The organism is Rhodococcus sp. T2V, from assembly GCF_029269925.1.
In the GTDB taxonomy this organism is placed as follows: Bacteria; Actinomycetota; Actinomycetes; order Mycobacteriales; family Mycobacteriaceae; genus Rhodococcus_F; species Rhodococcus_F koreensis.
On record NZ_JARJBD010000065.1, the window covers coordinates 1 to 15,970 of the forward strand.

17 protein-coding genes are annotated in these 15,970 nt (G+C 63.0%); 8 read left to right on the plus strand and 9 right to left on the minus strand.

Annotated features, from left to right (window positions below; genetic code table 11):
• Together P3H15_RS37060 and P3H15_RS37065 are read left to right on the plus strand one after the other, a co-directional pair.
• Nucleotides 1–371, plus strand: a 371-nt coding sequence (locus tag P3H15_RS37060; RefSeq protein WP_276141807.1) for an FCD domain-containing protein, incomplete at its 5' end; no start/stop codon positions are given.
• Nucleotides 372–676: 305 nt separating this feature from the next.
• Complete coding sequence (locus P3H15_RS37065) at nt 677–1,702, plus strand: LacI family DNA-binding transcriptional regulator (protein ID WP_276141808.1); 1,026 nt, start codon at nt 677–679, stop codon at nt 1,700–1,702.
• A 198-nt stretch (nt 1,703–1,900) separates the two neighbouring features.
• On the opposite strand, the gene P3H15_RS37070 is transcribed toward P3H15_RS37065, so the two are convergent.
• From P3H15_RS37070 to P3H15_RS37095, 6 genes are all read right to left on the minus strand, one after another.
• Nucleotides 1,901–2,686 (minus strand): acetoin reductase, encoded by a 786-nt coding sequence (locus P3H15_RS37070; protein WP_276141809.1) that lies wholly within the window; start codon nt 2,684–2,686, stop codon nt 1,901–1,903.
• Between the two features lie 303 nt (nt 2,687–2,989).
• Complete coding sequence (locus P3H15_RS37075; protein ID WP_276141810.1) at nt 2,990–3,307, minus strand: hypothetical protein; 318 nt, start codon at nt 3,305–3,307, stop codon at nt 2,990–2,992.
• Nucleotides 3,308–3,323: 16 nt separating this feature from the next.
• Complete coding sequence (locus P3H15_RS37080) at nt 3,324–3,731, minus strand: cupin domain-containing protein (RefSeq protein WP_218271209.1); 408 nt, start codon at nt 3,729–3,731, stop codon at nt 3,324–3,326.
• 34 nt (nt 3,732–3,765) lie between these two features.
• Entirely contained in the window at nt 3,766–4,818 is a 1,053-nt protein-coding gene (locus P3H15_RS37085; RefSeq protein WP_276141812.1) for an ABC transporter permease, read from the minus strand.
• Nucleotides 4,815–6,383: a sugar ABC transporter ATP-binding protein gene (locus P3H15_RS37090; protein ID WP_276141813.1), complete on the minus strand. Its 1,569-nt coding sequence runs from the start codon at nt 6,381–6,383 to the stop codon at nt 4,815–4,817. Before P3H15_RS37090 ends, P3H15_RS37085 begins: the two co-directional genes overlap by 4 nt.
• Nucleotides 6,380–7,402 (minus strand): sugar ABC transporter substrate-binding protein, encoded by a 1,023-nt coding sequence (locus tag P3H15_RS37095; RefSeq protein ID WP_276141814.1) that lies wholly within the window; start codon nt 7,400–7,402, stop codon nt 6,380–6,382. The genes P3H15_RS37090 and P3H15_RS37095 overlap by 4 nt, the downstream gene beginning before the upstream one ends.
• A gap of 928 nt (nt 7,403–8,330) precedes the next feature.
• Here P3H15_RS37095 and P3H15_RS37100 point away from each other — a divergent pair.
• The 6 genes from P3H15_RS37100 (at nt 8,331) to P3H15_RS37125 (ending at nt 13,489) form a co-directional block, all read left to right on the plus strand.
• Complete coding sequence (locus tag P3H15_RS37100) at nt 8,331–8,729, plus strand: nuclear transport factor 2 family protein (RefSeq protein ID WP_276141815.1); 399 nt, start codon at nt 8,331–8,333, stop codon at nt 8,727–8,729.
• Nucleotides 8,726–9,607, plus strand: coding sequence for a dioxygenase (locus P3H15_RS37105; RefSeq protein WP_276141816.1), 882 nt, complete (start codon nt 8,726–8,728; stop codon nt 9,605–9,607). Before P3H15_RS37100 ends, P3H15_RS37105 begins: the two co-directional genes overlap by 4 nt.
• Nucleotides 9,607–10,677, plus strand: a complete 1,071-nt coding sequence (locus P3H15_RS37110) for a maleylacetate reductase (protein WP_346348818.1) — start codon at nt 9,607–9,609, stop codon at nt 10,675–10,677. Before P3H15_RS37105 ends, P3H15_RS37110 begins: the two co-directional genes overlap by 1 nt.
• Complete coding sequence (locus tag P3H15_RS37115; protein ID WP_276141817.1) at nt 10,674–11,756, plus strand: zinc-binding dehydrogenase; 1,083 nt, start codon at nt 10,674–10,676, stop codon at nt 11,754–11,756. Before P3H15_RS37110 ends, P3H15_RS37115 begins: the two co-directional genes overlap by 4 nt.
• 152 nt (nt 11,757–11,908) lie before the next feature.
• Nucleotides 11,909–12,967 carry an alkene reductase gene (locus P3H15_RS37120; RefSeq protein WP_276141818.1) on the plus strand — a complete coding sequence of 353 codons (1,059 nt, stop codon included), beginning with the start codon at nt 11,909–11,911 and terminating at the stop codon, nt 12,965–12,967.
• A gap of 69 nt (nt 12,968–13,036) precedes the next feature.
• Complete coding sequence (locus P3H15_RS37125; RefSeq protein ID WP_276141819.1) at nt 13,037–13,489, plus strand: MarR family winged helix-turn-helix transcriptional regulator; 453 nt, start codon at nt 13,037–13,039, stop codon at nt 13,487–13,489.
• Between the two features lie 143 nt (nt 13,490–13,632).
• Here P3H15_RS37125 and P3H15_RS37130 read toward each other — a convergent pair whose 3' ends face one another.
• The 3 genes from P3H15_RS37130 to P3H15_RS37140 all read right to left on the minus strand — a co-directional run bounded on the left by P3H15_RS37130 (nt 13,633) and on the right by P3H15_RS37140 (nt 15,939).
• Entirely contained in the window at nt 13,633–14,439 is an 807-nt protein-coding gene (locus tag P3H15_RS37130) for an SDR family NAD(P)-dependent oxidoreductase (protein WP_276141820.1), read from the minus strand.
• 107 nt (nt 14,440–14,546) lie between these two features.
• A complete protein-coding gene (locus tag P3H15_RS37135; protein ID WP_276141821.1) occupies nt 14,547–15,443 on the minus strand; it encodes a sugar phosphate isomerase/epimerase in 897 nt (298 codons plus the stop codon).
• Between the two features lie 49 nt (nt 15,444–15,492).
• Entirely contained in the window at nt 15,493–15,939 is a 447-nt protein-coding gene (locus P3H15_RS37140; RefSeq protein WP_276141822.1) for a cupin domain-containing protein, read from the minus strand.
• Between the last annotated feature and the right edge of the window lie 31 nt (nt 15,940–15,970).

Here is a 15,970-nt window from a genome sequence, read left to right on the forward strand (position 1 = left end):
AGATCCTCGACGGACTCGACCCTCTCGCGGACCAGGCGCCGTCCGACCAGCGACGGGACCGGTTCTACGAGCTCGCCGAGGCATTCGACCAGGCCGTCATCGCACACACCCGCAACGAGCACCTCGCCCGCTCCATCGCCGAGTTACGCCCCCACAGCGCCCGACTGCGCATCATCGCGCACTCACGCCCCCAGCGCCTCGACACCTCCCTCGCCGAGCACCGGACCATGTGCCGGGCAATCCTCGCCGGCGACGGTGACGCCGCGGCCAACGCATGCACTGATCACCTCGCCGAAACCCAGCGGACGATCCTCGATGCCGTCATCAATCCCGTCGGATCGGGCGTACCCGTCCAGTTGATCACTGCCTGAGCTGAGATGATGCGGACCCGCGGCCACTCGCTAGCTGATGGCGCCATCGACTTATGCTGCGCCAGGCGATGCAAGCGATCGCATTCAGATCCCTCGCAATCGCCGGGTTTGAGATTTCATCAAGGCGGAGTAGCCGTCAGATGTCCACCAATGACCTGAGCTAAACGCGCTTTGGCAGGGTGTGCGGCGAGGTTGCCGAATCTTGCTCGAATTTGTGCAAGCGCTTACATTTCGGTATACTGCGACTACGTCAGGGAAGTCTCCTGGGCGATCCTCAGCGGAAGGCGGGGTCTATGCGGGCGCGATTGGACGACGTCGCGAAACTGGCAAACGTGCACCCTGCCACCGTTTCGAGGGCTCTGAACGTGCGGACCCAGAACAAAGTGAGCCGAGAAACGCTCGAACGTGTCATGCGCGCTGTCGAGGAACTCGACTACCGGCCCAACACCATGGCGCGCAGCTTGGCCAGCGCCCGGAGTTCGACGATAGGTGTCGTCATTGGAGACCTGGCGGTCCCGCTCTTTGCGCACATGATCCGCGGAATCGACGATGCAACCAGCGCCGCCGGGTATACCGCCCTGATCGTCAACACCGACAACGACATCGAACGTGAGCGGCGACATCTGCACACACTGGAAGAGCGCCGAGTGGACGGCCTCATCGTGACCACCTCGACGCTGAACGACACGGACGACCCCCATCGTTTTTCGCGAGTCGCTCCAGTCGTGAATTTGCTTCGCAGTTCGGGCGACCCGCAAGTCGGTCAGGTGATCAGCAACGATGCGATGGGCATGACGCAGATCATCGATCATCTACTCGAATTGGGCCACAGACGGATCGCCCTCGTCGCTGGTCCACCGCAGGTCAGCACTTCCCTCGCACGTTTGCGTGGATACCGCAACGCGATGATGGAGAACGGGCTCGACATCGATCAGAATTTGATCGTGACCATCGATCACATCGATACCGCGCAAGGCAGGAAAGCCGCTGCTCACCTACTCGACAACACCGATGCGACGGCTATCGTCGGGTTCAACGATATGGTCACTTTCGGTGTCATGCAGGAGATGCGTGCACGGGGGCGTGAGTGCCCGCGGGATATCAGCGTCGTCGGATACAGCGATGTGCCGGCGGCGGAGCTGGTCGCACCGGCACTGACCACAGTGGCCGTCAATCACTACGAAATGGGCGTCGAGGCTGCCAAGATGATGATGGATCTGCTCGACAAGCCGGATTCCTACGTACCCCGGTCCGTCGAACTTCCGGTGCATCTCGTTGTTCGCGAGACTACCGGCACCGTCGCGCCCGCGGGCATACGTCCGGTGCAGTAGTCGTTCAGGCTCGACCCGTTCACTGCATGTGTACTCGTGCTGTGTCACGCGCACATCAGCAAGGCAGCATCTCGGGGCAGGTGAGTGGCGTGAGGTACGCGATCTTCGAAGGGAGCGACGTCCGAAACGCCGTGTCCCTTCGAAGATCTGACGTCGTGTCCACCGAGCCTATTCAGTCCCGACCCGGTCCTCGATTGTTCAGTTGAACAACATGCCACCATCGACCAGGGGCGACTGGCCCGTCATGTAGTCCGAATCGGGTCCGGCGAGGAATGCGACGAGACCAGCAACGTCGTCCGGCGTGGACGGACGGCCCAGTGCGGCGGCATGGGCTTGGTTGCGGAAGGACTCACCGACCGCGACACCGCTGCGGTCGGCCAGGATGCGGTCGATCTCGTCCCACATGTCGGTCCCGACCGTGCCCGGGCTGTAGCCGTTGACGGTGATTCCGTATTGCGCATATTCCTGGGCTGCTGCCTGGGTCAGGGCCCGCACGGCGAATTTCGTCGAGGAATAGACCCCGAATACCGGCTGCCCGAGGAAGGCCGCGATCGAACATGCGTTGATGATTTTCCCGCGGATTCCGCGTTCGATGAAACTTGCTGCCGCCGCCTGAATCCCCCAGAGCACCCCGCCGATGTTGATTCGCGTGATTCGTTCGAGGTCGTCGGATCTGACTTCGAGCAGCGGAAGGACCTGAGCGATGCCGGCGTTGTTGATCATGATGTCGAAGCCGCCCAGGGCGGTCTCGATCTCCGCCACCGCCGCATGCAGCTGATCACGGTCACTGACGTCGCAGGTGGCGGTGCGGGCACCGACTCCGAAGGCGCGGATCTTGTCCGCGACCGACTCGGCTTTGCTCGTGTCCAGATCGATGATGCCGATCGAAGCGCCGTCCTGTGCGAGTCTCAGGGCAATGGCCTCACCGATGCCCTGTCCGGCTCCGGTGATGATGGCGACTTTGCCCGTCAGCACTCCGCTCATTGTGCTTCTCCTCTACTTATCAGTGGTTTCAGTCGGTACTTGCTGGTGAAGTACTCGTGGTGCTTGCTGTTCGTGACCGCGGGAGTCGTGGGTTATTTGATGTTCAGCCGTAGTCCGCCGAGTCACGGGTGGTATTGAGGTATGTCTTTCTCAGGCGAGCAGGTCTCTGCTGTCTGCTTCTTTGTCCGAAGCGCGGTGCGCTGTGCCGCTTAACGGCAGGAGGGGTGCCATCACCGTATGGTGATCGCACCCCTCGTTCGCCGGGAGGCGTGTCGACGTCCCGGTGCGAATCATGTCTGCGGGCTAGTCGACGTTCATCTCGATGTGTAGCAAGGACACATCGGATGAGGCTGCGATGGACACACGTCCGGTCTTGGGAATGGCGAATGCGCTCTGTCGTTCCAGCTCGAATACCTTCCCGTCACCGTTGGTGAGGGTGGCGGTGCCGTCGATGACGAACCCAGCGTGTTCCACGGTGTCGGATGCCAGTTCGAGGGTGTCTCCGGTAGCAATGGTATCCACTCGGATGTCTACCCACGGGCCGGCCATGACTTCGCTGATGTTGCTCGGTTCGCGGTAGAGGTTGACGAACTTCTTGTTGGTGGTTGTTGACCCTGTCATGGTTTCAGCCTTTCGCTCAGTTGACGACTTCACTCGGACGGTAGCCGGGCAGGCGCTCGACAATTGACGGCGGAAGCGCTTCGACGACAATGAATTCGAGTTCGTCCTCGCCGATGTTCTCGATCGAGTGGCGGCCGTTGAGTGGGGTCATGATGAGGTCGCCCGGCCCTACTTCGCGGGTCTCGTCGTCCAGCTTCATCAATCCGCGCCCGCTGACGATAAAGTAGATTTCCTCGGTGCGAGTGTGGATGTGTTCACCGATGAGTCCGCCGACCTCGACACGGTTGTGTTCGAACGAATCCCAATCGGCGTGGAGCATCAGTCCGGTTACGAACCTCTTCCACTTGTCGACTCCCCGGCCGCCGTGCAGGCCGTGCAGCTCGCTCGGTGACCCGGTGTTCGAAATGACCAGAGGACTTGTCACTAGATTTCCTTTCTTCGGTTTCTGACAGGGGGTTCTACACCGATCGCCGGTGTTCTCGTTGGCTGGCGAATCGGTTGACCACGAGAGCCGCGAGGATGATGAATCCGTAAGTCGCTTGCACCCAGTAGCTCGGTACACGGGAGAGGGTGAGGATGTTGTCGACCATGCCCAGGATGATCACACCTAGGAAAGCGCCGATCATCGATCCTTTGCCGCCGTTGAGGCTGATGCCGCCGATCACGGCGGCGGCGAAGACGGTGAAGATCAGGCCGTCACCCTGATTGGATGTCGCCGAGGCGATCCGTCCGGTGAGCATGAAGCCTGCGAAGGCTGCGATGAGGGCTCCGGTGACGAACACCGCGATCGTCATGCGGGTAGTACGGATGCCGGCGGCTTCCGCAGCAGCCTCGTTGCCGCCCATTGCGTACAGTCGGCGTCCGATGGGGTGGTTGCGCATGATCAGCCACGCGAGCGCGAAGATCAGAACGAACAACCAGACCTGCACGGAAATGCCCAGGATGCTGGTGCGTCCGAGCCACAGCAGCGGCGTGGGCAAGCCACTGAGCGTTTGGCCGGCCGACACACCCATGGTGATGCCTCGCAGGAAGATCAGCATTGCCAGCGTCACCATGAAGGCGTTGAGCTTCAGCTTTGCCACCAGATAACCGTTGAGCAGTCCGATCAGTCCGGCTATCACGAATCCGATGGCGATCGTGGCAACGGCAGGCAGTTCGATTCCGAGGCCGCCCAGGGCCGACGGAACACTGAGCCACGCGGCGATCATCGGGATGAATCCGACGATCGATTCCAGTGAGAGGTCGAAGTAGCCCGAGATCAAAATGATGCTCTCGGCCACCACGACCACGCCGAGGACGGCGGAGTTGACCAACACGTTGTTGAGCAGGTTGTTTACCGTCAGGAACTGCGGCGACAAGATGAAGCCCAGCACCATGACTACAAATATCGCCGGTAGGAGGGACAGCTCGCGCAGCGCAGTGCTGTTGCGGATCATTGCCCATGCAGTCGGCTGGGGTGGTTCCGGTTGGGTTGCCGGCCCGGCTTTCGCGCCTTCAACGCTGGTGGTCATGACGAACTCCTAGTTTCATCTGGAGAGGAAAACTCGTTGGTGAGTGAGGGCGCGTCCGCGCCTTGGACGGCGGCGACCAGATCGTCCTCGGAGAAGCCCCCGATGAACTCACGAACTACCCGGCCTTTGCGCAGGGCGAATACTCTGTCGCAGATATCGAGATCGTCGTCGTCGCCGCTGACGACGATCAGCGCTTTCCCTTCGCGGGTCAGCTCGGTGAGGGTGTCGTAAATCGACTGCTTGGCTGCGACGTCGACCCCAGCTGTGGGGTTGATGATGACGAGCGTGTGCGGTTCGGATGCCAGCGCACGGGCGAGGACGACCTTTTGCTGATTTCCACCCGAGAGCTGTTCTGCCGGCTGGCTGGGTGAACTGGCCACAATCGTCCATTCGTCGGACAGTTTCCGGTAGATCCCGCGACGTTTGTCGGTATCGACGAACCCGGTCCGCTTCTTGATCCTGTGAAGAATCGTCAGCGTCGCGTTCTCCTCCACCGACAGTTCGGGGACATAGCCGTCGATGTGGCGGTCCTCGGGCACGAAGCCGATTCCAGCGTCGATCGCTTGCGCGGGAACACTTTTCATTGCCTTTCCGCGTTGGAGGATCCGGCCTCGATCGGGGCGAATGTGCCCTGCTATCGCCCGCCCGATGTGGACATGGCCGGCTCCATCGAGTCCGGTCAAACCCACGCACTCCCCCGGACGTACCGAGAGGTCGAAGCCGTGGACTCGATTGTCGATGTGAAGGTTTTCGATCTCGAGTAGTGCGGTACCGGGCTTCGAGCCCGTCGTATGGCCGTTCGCCCGCGCCCTGTTCTTCGTGGGTGCTGCGGCATCGTCGCCGGTGCTGCCGGTCATGGACGCGATGAGTGAGTTCATCGTGAGATCACTCATCGGGCATGACATGACATCGGTCCCGTCTCGAAGAACGGTGACACTGTCGCAGATGGCGAAGATCTCTTCGAGGTGATGCGAGACGTACAGCACGGTCACGCCATCGCTCTTGAGGGTTTCGATCTGCCGGAAGAGCTCGGTCGCTCCTGCACCGTCGAGTCCCGCGGTGGGCTCGTCGAGGAGCAGAATCCGAGGCCCACGAGAGAGTGCGCGGCAGATCTCGACGATCTTTTTCTCGATCGGCTCGAGGTCGCAGACGAGTTTTTCGGCGAGCTGCGGGTTGCCCCATCGCCTCAGGAGGTCCCGGGCGACGGTGTTGATGGTCTTCCAGTCGACGAATCCCAAGTGGGTCTTCGGCTGGGCTCCCATGGTGATGTTCTCCGCCACGGTCAGGTCGGGAACCAGGGTGCTCTTCTGGTACACGCACGCAACGGCATCACCCGCGGTCTCGTTCTGGAGCCCACCGAAGGTCAGCGTCCCCGTATCCGCGTGCACCAAACCGGTCAGCACTGCGATCAACGTGGATTTGCCGGCGCCGTTGCGGCCCAACAATGCGTGGCATTCGCCGCGCCGAACCTGCAGCGACGCACCGCGCAGCGCCCGGGTCGACCCGAAGGTCTTGGTGATGTTCGTGGCTTCGATCGCGTAATCGGTCGATACGGCCGCGCTCATGACTGGTTCCCCCACAGTGAGGAGTCATCGACGTTGGCCGTGGTCACCACCGGAGCGGGGAGCATGTCGGCCAGATTGCCCTTGTACTCGACGATGGTGCTGGCGTGATCGGTCGGACCGGGCTGGTATTGCTTGCCAGCAAGCGCGTCCTTGAGGTACTGGACTGCATACTTTCCGTACAGATCAACAGGCTGTGAAACGACCGCGTCGACGTAGCCGTCGCGGACTCCCTGCAGGGCCTCCTTCGTACCGTCGATTGTCACCAACGGAACATGGCCGGGCGTTCCCACCGGTTGCAGCTTGCCCATGTCGGACATGACGTTCTTGACGCCGTTGTACATCACGGAATCACTTGCCAAGAACACCCCGTCGAAATCCTGGGTGGACAATGTGGTCTGCGCGACATCGACAGCCTGGTCGGTCTTCCACTTCGCGTCGCGGGAAACGACCTCGACTCCCGGGAACCGCGAGGACATGCACTCGTTGAATCCCTGATTCCTGTCGAATCCGGACGAGGTACCGAGGTCTCCGTGAATCTCCAGTACTCGACCCTTCCCACCGGTGATCGCGCCGAGCTGCTCGCACACGCTGCGCCCCATCGCAACGTTGTCGGCGCGGATGTTCATGTAGATGTCACCGCCGTTGCCGGCGATGTCGACCGTGATGACAGGGGCATTCTTGGCGTTGGCCGCCTCGATCGCGGGAACAATCGCATCACTGTCGGACGGGAACATCACCAGTCCCTGCACGCCCTGGGTGAGCAGCGTGTTGATATCAGTGATTTGCTTGCCCGGATCGCTCTGCGCGTCGGTGGCGGGCAGCATCGAAAGGCCGCTGCCGTCCGCGTTCGCCTGAGACTCGACGGCCTTGACCAGGCCGGAGTTGAAAGGAGAGTCGAGGAACCCGGCGGAGAAACCAACAGAGGTGCCGCCGTTGTCACCGCCTCTCCCGCAACCAGTCAGCGCGAGCACACCCGTGAGGGCGAGCGCAGCACCCACAGTGACGTGGCGAATTGCCATGGGGGATCTCCTAGTGGAAGGTGAATCTGGATGTATCCGCAGAGTCGGTTGCGGATAGGGGTCATGAACCGGTGCAGTCTGTTGTTTCAACGGGCAGACTCGGCTCGGGTCCGCTCGAGCTGCCTGACTGAGTCGATACGCATGTCGTTGATCGCAGAAGTCGTGACCGAGTAGGGCGAAAACGCTGTCCGCTGCGGCCTCGGTTCTCCAGACGATCAGTCAGTGCGCACCGCGGTGACGCGCCGCACTGACTTCGCTGAACGCCTTCGGCCACACACTGGCTTGTGACATACCCTTCTCCTTTTCGCGCTAAGTGCTATAGATCACTTGCAAGCGCTCGCCTAAGAGTGCCCCATGCGAGCGCTTGCTGTCAACCGCCGTAGCGGCAAATTCGACTTGGAATGCGTTTGACCAGCATAAATAACGCATCCTGCCCGACGGGCTTTGCCGGTTGAGGCGATGTATCGATTGCTTTTCGGCAAGCGATCGCATGGATTTCCCCTGGTCCAAGAAGCAAAATCGGCACCTCGGAGGATTTTCCCGCGTCGTAGGGTGCCGACCTCCAGTGACCGCATCACTCTGTGGCGAGATTGGTTCGAATCCAGCGGAGAACCTCATGCGTGCTGGGCAGAGGCTCTATCTGACTGCCGACGCAGTGCCTGACGGCGGGCGCGAGCAAGTAGTCGGCTGTTGACAGCAAGCGCTTGCAGAGCCAAGATTGTGCGAGCGCTTGCAGAGAAGTGCAGCACATTCGGATATGGGAGGTGACGTGTCAGCTCGCAGCCAACCCATCTCGGTGATGCATCCGGGATCAGTAGGAGGTCCGCACGGACCAGGGTTCTCAGCGACGCCACACCATCACTTCGTTTACGCAGACCCTCGACCGCACCGGTCGGCTGCCGGGACCCGTTCGACAGGAGAATGCACGATGACCACCACCTTCGCAGATCGCGACGACCTCGTGGCCAATGAGAACACCAGGTACCAGGCAGCGGTGGCCGGCGATACGGACACACTTCGCCGCCTCGCGCACCCCGCACTGACCTACGCCCACTCCGATGGGCGACGGGACACGCTGGACGAGTACCTCACCAAATTGGCTACGGGCGCTCTGCGGTATCACTCGATCGACCACCCGGTCTCGGACGTCCTCGTCACAGGGGACACCGCCGTGGTCGTGGGCCACATGCGAGCACACCTGACGGTGGGTGGCCGCGAGAAGAACATCGACAACTCGTGCATTGCGGTGTGGGTTCGTCAGGACGGCCGCTGGCTCTTGCTGGCCTATCAACCCACCCCCCGTACGACCGCAGGAGCCGGAAAATGACTCGCGACACGCAACGACTGGACGCCCTCGCCCAGGAGGTTCACGCCAGTTTCGAGGACACGCCCAACGCGCGTCTGCAAGAAATTCTTCGCGGGCTGACCCGGCACCTGCACGACTTCGTGGCCGAGGTCGACCTGTCGTTCGAGGAGTGGGAAGCGGCGATCGACTTCCTGACCAGAACCGGACAGAAGTGCGACGACGTACGCCAGGAATTCATTCTCCTCTCGGACGTGCTCGGCGTGTCGATGCTGGTGGAAACCCTCAACGACATCGAAACACCGGACGCCACCGACTCCACGGTGCTCGGGCCGTTCCACATGGTCGACTCCCCCGTACGAGAGCTCGGCGAGAACATCTCCCCCGTCAGCGACGGACAACTGTGTGTAGTGCACGGCACCGTCCGTGACGAGCAGGGACAACCCGTTGCACATGCCGTCGTCGACGTCTGGCAAGCCGACACCCACGGCTTCTACGACGTGCAACAACCGGACAAACAGCCACAGGGCAATGGTCGCGGGCTGCTCACCGCGGACGAGGACGGCAAGTTCTACTTCACCTCCGTCGTTCCGGCGTACTACCCGATCCCGACAGACGGTCCGGTGGGTGAGTTGCTGCATGCGACCAACCGGCACCCGTATCGCCCCGCGCACATTCACTTCATCGTTGCTGCACCGGGTTTCCGGGAATTGACCACCCACATCTTCATCGGAGGCAGCGACTACCTCGACTCGGATGCTGTTTTCGCGGTCAAGGATTCACTTGTCCGGGAATTCGTTGCACGCGAGGGCGGCACCGCCAACCCGTGCGGGGTGACAGGGGCATTCGTCGAAGCGCAGATCGACATCACATTGCACAAAGAAGGCGGAGACAACCACTGATGCATTCTTTCGTATACGAAGCTCAACCGATGCGGGTCCGCTTCGGGGCCGGTGCCATCGACGAACTACGGGATGAGCTCACCGCCATCGGAGCAACGAAGGCGGTGGTGATCACCACTCCCGAGCAACAGGAACTCGGCGAGCGAGTCAACGGCCTACTCGGTCCAGCGGGACTGGGGGTATATCCGCACGCCACGATGCATGTGCCGGCATCGATCATCGACGATGCACTTGCGTTCATCCGCGGCGCCGGAGCCGACGCCGTGCTGTGCGCCGGTGGCGGGTCGACCACCGGACTCGGCAAGGCCCTCGCCCTGCGATCGGATCTGCCGATCATCGCAGTGCCGACGACGTATGCGGGATCGGAGATGACGCCGATCTGGGGGATCACCGATGACGGTGTCAAGCGCACCGGACGTGACGAACGGGTGCTGCCGCGGTCGGTGATCTACGATCCGGAACTGACTGTCGGTTTGCCCGTGGCCATTTCGGTGACCAGCGGCCTCAATGCCGTCGCGCACGCCGTCGAAGGACTGTACGCACCGGATGCGTCACCGATCATTTCCCTGATGGCGGCCGAAGGCGTCGACAAAATGCTGGGCGCGTTGCCCGCCGTGGTCACCGATCCTGCAGATCTCGACGCCCGCGCCGATGCCCTCTACGCGGCATGGCTGTGCGGGGCAACTCTGGGTGCGACCACGATGGGCCTCCATCACAAGCTCTGTCACATTCTGGGCGGATCTTTCAACCTCCCCCATGCGGAAACACACGCCGTCGTGCTCCCGTACGTCATGGCCTACAACCTGACCGCAGCGCCGGCCGCGCGCGAAGCACTCCAACGCGCCACCGGGTCCTCGGATCCGGGCACTGCCGTGGCGAAGCTGGGCAGAGATCTCGGGGTTCCGGCTTCGCTGTCGGAACTGGGCATGCCCGAGGACGGAATAGCCGAAGTCGTTCGTCAAGCGGTGGACAGCCCATACAGCAATCCACGAGAGGTCACCGAAGCCGACCTGCGCGGATTGCTCACGGCGGCCTACACCGGCGACGACCCGAGAGGCGACTACCGATGACACCGCTTCCTGCGCCCGCCGCATCGGCGACCGGGCTGACGCTCAGCGTGGACATGCTCGACGGGGCCGTCACACCGTTCGTCCACCGCGGCGCACCCCGCTCGATGGGACCGCGAGATCTCAGCGTGAGGCTGGCGTTCGTCGGGATCTGCGGCACCGACGCCGAGATTCTGCACGGCCGTATGCCCGAGACCTTCCGCATCACCTATCCACACTCGCTCGGACACGAATGGTCGGGAATCGTTGAGGAAATCGGCGCCGAGGTGACCGAATTCCGGCCCGGGGATCGGGTTCTCGGGCATGGTCACCTCGGTGGCAACGACTGGTTCGGTGTCACCCATGACGGAGCGGCAGCCGAAGTCTTCACCGTTCCCGCCGACTTGTGCTTTCACGTGCCCCCGACCACCAGCATGCTCAGCGCCGCGGTGATCGAGCCCTTCGCATGCGTACTGCAGGCCCTCACCACGATCGGTGGAGTCAGCGCCGCTGACACCGTCCACATCCACGGTCTCGGCGCGATCGGACTCAACGCCCTCATGCAATCGCGGCACTCGGGTGCACAGGTGATCGTGTTCGACCCCAGCCCCATCCGTCGCCGGCGAGCACTCGAGTTGGGGGCAACCGGCGCGCTCGACCCCACCTCGGGGACGATTCCCGAACTCGCAGCCGACATCGGTGGTCGCCCCTATGCCGATCTGGTCATCGAAGCATCAGGGAATCCCATCGCCCAGGCGAATGCGCTGGAAGGCGCCGATGTGGGCGGGCGCATCCTGCTGATGGGGGTCTCCCGGCCCACCCCGGTGCCGGCACGCCTGGGCCTGATCCAAGAACGCGACCTGACAGTGAGGACATCGGTCGGGGCGCCCGCCGCGATCTGGCCCGCCGCCATCCGCTACGTCGGACACAGCGGACTCGACCTGTCGGCCATCGTGTCCGCGGTGTTCCCGCTCTCCGCCGGTGTCGAGGCACTCGCCGCCGCACAGGACACCCGATCACACGTCAAAGTGATGCTCGCACCCGACAGTGACCTGCAAGAAGGACGTTCTCCGGCCTTGGCCCCAGCCGCCCGCGAAATATAGTTGCTTGCGCCGCATATGAGTCTGTGCAATCATTTGACAGGCGTATGCAACTATCCGTCGCCCGGGTTCCCGGCACCGATGCCGACCCGCGACTCGACGCCCATACCTCTTCGCTCTCATGTCCGGAAACAACTTTTCAGGAGATCCGCATAATGTCGCTGCTGCACGACCCCTTGACCATCGGAAACATCGTTTTGCCGAACCGCATCGTGATGGCCCCGCTGACGCGCTGCCGGGCCGCGGAGGGACGGGTACCCACCGAGCTGATGGCGGAGTACTACGCGCAACGCGCCGGCGCCGGACTGATCATCACCGAGGCCACCTGTGTGAGCGCGCAGGGTGTGGGTTACCCCGACACCCCCGGAATCTGGTCGCAGGAGCAGACGGCGGGTTGGCGGACGGTGACCGACGCGGTGCACGCAGCGGGCGGACGAATCTTCCTGCAGCTGTGGCATGTTGGGCGGGTCTCCGATCCGACATACCTGGACGGGAATCTCCCGGTCGCCCCCAGCGCGATCGCCGCGGCCGGCCGGGTGCGCCTGCTGCGCCCGCACCGGCCCTATCCGGTTCCGCGGGCCCTCGAGACGGACGAGATCGCGGGGATCGTCGAGGACTTCCGACGCGGCGCGCTCAACGCGAAGGAAGCCGGGTTCGACGGCGTCCACATCCACGCCGCGAACGGCTACCTGATCGACCAGTTCCTCCAGGACAGCACCAACGTGCGCACCGATCACTACGGCGGAAGCATCGAGAACCGGGCCCGGTTCCTGCTCGAGATCACCGACGCCGTGAGCTCGGTGTGGGGCGCGGACCGGGTCGGCGTGCACTTGCGGCCGCGCGGTGAGGAACACGACATGGGCGACAGCAACCCGAAGGCGCTCTTCGGCTATGTGGCCGAGCAACTGCGCGAACGTCAGGTCGGGTTCCTGTTCATCCGCGAGATCGAGGCCGACGACAGCCAGCTCCCCCATATCAAGCAGGTATTCGGCGGCCCGGTGGTCGCCAACGAAGAAATGTCCCACCACGACGGCCAGCGTCTGCTCACTGATGGTGTGGCCGATGCCGTGGCCTTCGGGCGGGACTTCATCGCGACACCTGATCTGGTGGAGCGCCTCGCATCCGGAGCCCCGCTCAACACCCCGGACCCGTCCACGTTCTACGGCGGAGGCGCCGAGGGATACACCGACTACCCGGTGCTGAGTCAGCTCTGACACGGTGTGGCCGGTACGGCGGCCGTTCGGCAGCTCGTGCGAACGATGTGACGGCGGAGAGGAGTCGATGTGTCGTTCGCTGACGACGCGGTAGAAGTGCGAGCCCAGGGATGGCGCACGGTCGCGGCCTTTCACGATCTGGTCGAGACTCGACTCGAGAATGCGCTGCAATCGCCGCTCGAGCTGTCGGTAGTCGAGCACACAGTTCTCGATGTACTCAGCCGTCAGGACCGTGCGCTGCATATGCGAATGCAGCAACTCTCGCGTGCCACCGCGCTCTCGTCCAGTGCCACCACCCGGCTGGTCAACCGTCTCGAGGCACGGGGGTTGCTGTCACGGTTCCTGTGTGTCGAGGATCGGAGAGGCATCTACACCGAGTTGACACCGGCAGGGTCGGAGCTGCTCGAACAGGCTCGTCCGATCTACGATTCGGCACTACGGGAGGCACTCGAGGCCGCGGCCGCGGTGCCGGAACTCGCCCCGCTGGTCTCGGCGTTCGAGAGCCTGCACGCCGCACCGTGACCCCCGGGTCTAACGGGGAACTGAAACGCCAAGGCCGCCAGATGATGCCGATCTGGCGGCCTTGTGCCGACTAGTCGCTCACGCCCGATGTGGCGACTTCCGAGAGGGTCGACCCCGTGATCGCCGGAGGACGGCCACGGCGGTCACTGCGCGGTGAATCCGCCGTCGATCACGAGTTCGGTCCCGGTGACGAACCTGGACTCGTCGGACGCGAGATAGAGGATGCCGAGGGCGATGTCGACGGGGTCGCCGACCACGCCCAGTGGGTGCAGAGCCCGCATACCGGCGAGGTAGGCTTCGAGCCCCTCGGGGCTTTCTTCGCCCTTCTTGATGTTGAGCGGCGTGAGGATGGTGCCCGGGCATACTGCGTTTACGCGGATCCCTTCGGGTGCATACACCATCGCGTCGGTCTTCGCCATGAGACGAACGGCGCCCTTCGAGGCGTGGTAGCTCGGTGCGTCGGCGTTGCCGATCAGGCCGTAGATCGAGCAGATGTCGACGATGCTTCGTCCGCCGAATCCCCTCCGCAACAATGGAATTGCGTGCTTGGTGCACAGGAACGGGCCGGCAACGTTGACTGCCATCATCGACTGCCATGCCGCGTAGTCGACCTCATCTGTCGGCTCGGCGGGCCCGGAGATGCCGGCATTGTTGACGAGGATCTCGAGCGCTCCGTGCTCGGCGGCCACCTGTTCCATCGCGGAGGCAACGGAGTCCTCGACCGTGACGTCGACGCGGTGGAATGTGACGGGACGTTCACGGGAGGTCAGGCGCTCGGCCAGTTCTTTTCCGTCGCGCTCGGACACGTCGAAGATCGCGACGCTCGCCCCTTCGGAGACGAGGGTCTCCACGATTGCACGGCCGATGCCCGAGGCGCCGCCTGTGACGATGGCGCGCTTGCCGTCGACGCGCGCCTTGCCGACCGTTGTGATCGGAGGAAATGTGTTCATGTTTGGCCTTTCTGGGTGCACGGTGTCATTTGACGACGATGCGGTTGCGTGGGTTTCGGCAGGTCGAGTCATCGGTGTTGAGGCCCGCATCCTCCTGCCCTACTTGATCATGGTGTGGCAGCGCCTCCGATCCGGGTGAGGTCGTGTGTGTCTTCCAACGACCGAATCGCCGCGTCGTGTGCGAGGCGCAGCCCGTCTTCCACGGGAGTCCGTCGGTGGCTGGCCGAAATGATCTCCACCCCCCAATGGCCTCGATAGCCCGTCGAGAGAATTGCTGCGACGAACCTCGGCACGTCGAAGTCGCCTTCCCCGCAGTATCTTCTGCTATTGACGGTGTCTTCCCAGAGAGTGCCATCCGGGGCGCTGGCGGCGTCGTTAAGCTCGACGACGAACACCATGTCGGGGTCGACCGCGGCGGTCATCTCCTCGTAGGACGTCCCGGCGCGGTTTACGTGCCAGATGTCGATGCAGAGTCCTCCAGCACGCTCTCCCGCCTTCCTGACGATGTCCGCCGCCTCGCGCACCGTTCGGGGGTGGGCCATGGGCATGAACTCCAGCGCCACGCGTACGCCATGACGTTCGGCGTCGCGGGCGAGCAACGCGAAGTGCTCGATGTACTGATCGGACGGGCGCGGGGTCGGTGAGAGATCTGAACTGACCTTGATCGTCTGCACACCGAGTTCTCCAGCGCATTCGAACATGTGGTTGCGGATGCGGTCCGATTCGGCGCGAGCGGCACCCGCGGCCCACCAGTCCGTCAGAAACTCGAACTCGACGTGCTTCATCCCGTTGTCCCGGAGAATCGCGCCGAGTGTCGACAACCCGAACGTCTGGCGTGCTTCGATGAGGTCTTTGTGGAAAAGACCGAACCCGGACCAGCCGGTTCGGCCGGCGGCCTCGATCCTTTCCCGCAAGGGGACCGGACTCATTTCCGTGCCGATCGACGGCCCGGTCGCTCCTGCCGACGTCCAGCAGGAGGCCAACAGTTCGGTGTTGACGGTCATGGGTCTTCCTTTGCTCCAAGCGGGATGGCCGTGCAGTGCCGACTGCGGCTCATTGGGGTGGGATGGGATCGGGTGCGCGGTGTTTCTCGTGCGGAACCCAGTACGGGTCTCCCCCGATGGGATACGCGGTGTAGCCGATGCGGTCCTCGGGCATGTAGGAGAACCCGATGGCCAGAGCATCTATGGCACCGTCACCGACAGGCCAGATCGAGTGCACCGCATTCGGTGGAATCCGAACGAGGTCGCCGGGAGCAAGCTGTGTAGTCTCCTCGCCGACCTGCATCTGCGCTCGTCCGGAGAGCAGGTAGTACAGCTCGTCACTGTCGTGCGCGTGGGGTTCGAGTCGGGTTCCCGGTTCCAGACGGAATCGGGAGAACAGTTCGAGGTATCCGCCCATGGTCTCCCCGCGCAGTTCCTCCTTCTCGATGTAGAACCGGGTGGTGCAGGTGCCTGCGTGCTCGGACACCGTCGGCCCGTCGTTCGATCGGAAATCCACCGCTCTGTCCCTTCTGTCGTGAATCCGTGGT

What these genes read in the sequence shown, in the direction of transcription:
- P3H15_RS37070 (WP_276141809.1), bottom strand. Translation starts at nt 2,686, where the DNA reads ATGAGCGGAGTGCTGACGGGCAAAGTCGCCATCATCACCGGAGCCGGA.
- P3H15_RS37075 (WP_276141810.1), bottom strand. Translation starts at nt 3,307, where the DNA reads ATGACAGGGTCAACAACCACCAACAAGAAGTTCGTCAACCTCTACCGC.
- P3H15_RS37085 (WP_276141812.1), bottom strand. Translation starts at nt 4,818, where the DNA reads ATGACCACCAGCGTTGAAGGCGCGAAAGCCGGGCCGGCAACCCAACCG.
- P3H15_RS37090 (WP_276141813.1), bottom strand. Translation starts at nt 6,383, where the DNA reads ATGAGCGCGGCCGTATCGACCGATTACGCGATCGAAGCCACGAACATC.
- P3H15_RS37095 (WP_276141814.1), bottom strand. Translation starts at nt 7,402, where the DNA reads ATGGCAATTCGCCACGTCACTGTGGGTGCTGCGCTCGCCCTCACGGGT.
- P3H15_RS37100 (WP_276141815.1), top strand. Translation starts at nt 8,331, where the DNA reads ATGACCACCACCTTCGCAGATCGCGACGACCTCGTGGCCAATGAGAAC.
- P3H15_RS37105 (WP_276141816.1), top strand. Translation starts at nt 8,726, where the DNA reads ATGACTCGCGACACGCAACGACTGGACGCCCTCGCCCAGGAGGTTCAC.
- P3H15_RS37110 (WP_346348818.1), top strand. Translation starts at nt 9,607, where the DNA reads ATGCATTCTTTCGTATACGAAGCTCAACCGATGCGGGTCCGCTTCGGG.
- P3H15_RS37115 (WP_276141817.1), top strand. Translation starts at nt 10,674, where the DNA reads ATGACACCGCTTCCTGCGCCCGCCGCATCGGCGACCGGGCTGACGCTC.
- P3H15_RS37120 (WP_276141818.1), top strand. Translation starts at nt 11,909, where the DNA reads ATGTCGCTGCTGCACGACCCCTTGACCATCGGAAACATCGTTTTGCCG.
- P3H15_RS37130 (WP_276141820.1), bottom strand. Translation starts at nt 14,439, where the DNA reads ATGAACACATTTCCTCCGATCACAACGGTCGGCAAGGCGCGCGTCGAC.
- P3H15_RS37135 (WP_276141821.1), bottom strand. Translation starts at nt 15,443, where the DNA reads ATGACCGTCAACACCGAACTGTTGGCCTCCTGCTGGACGTCGGCAGGA.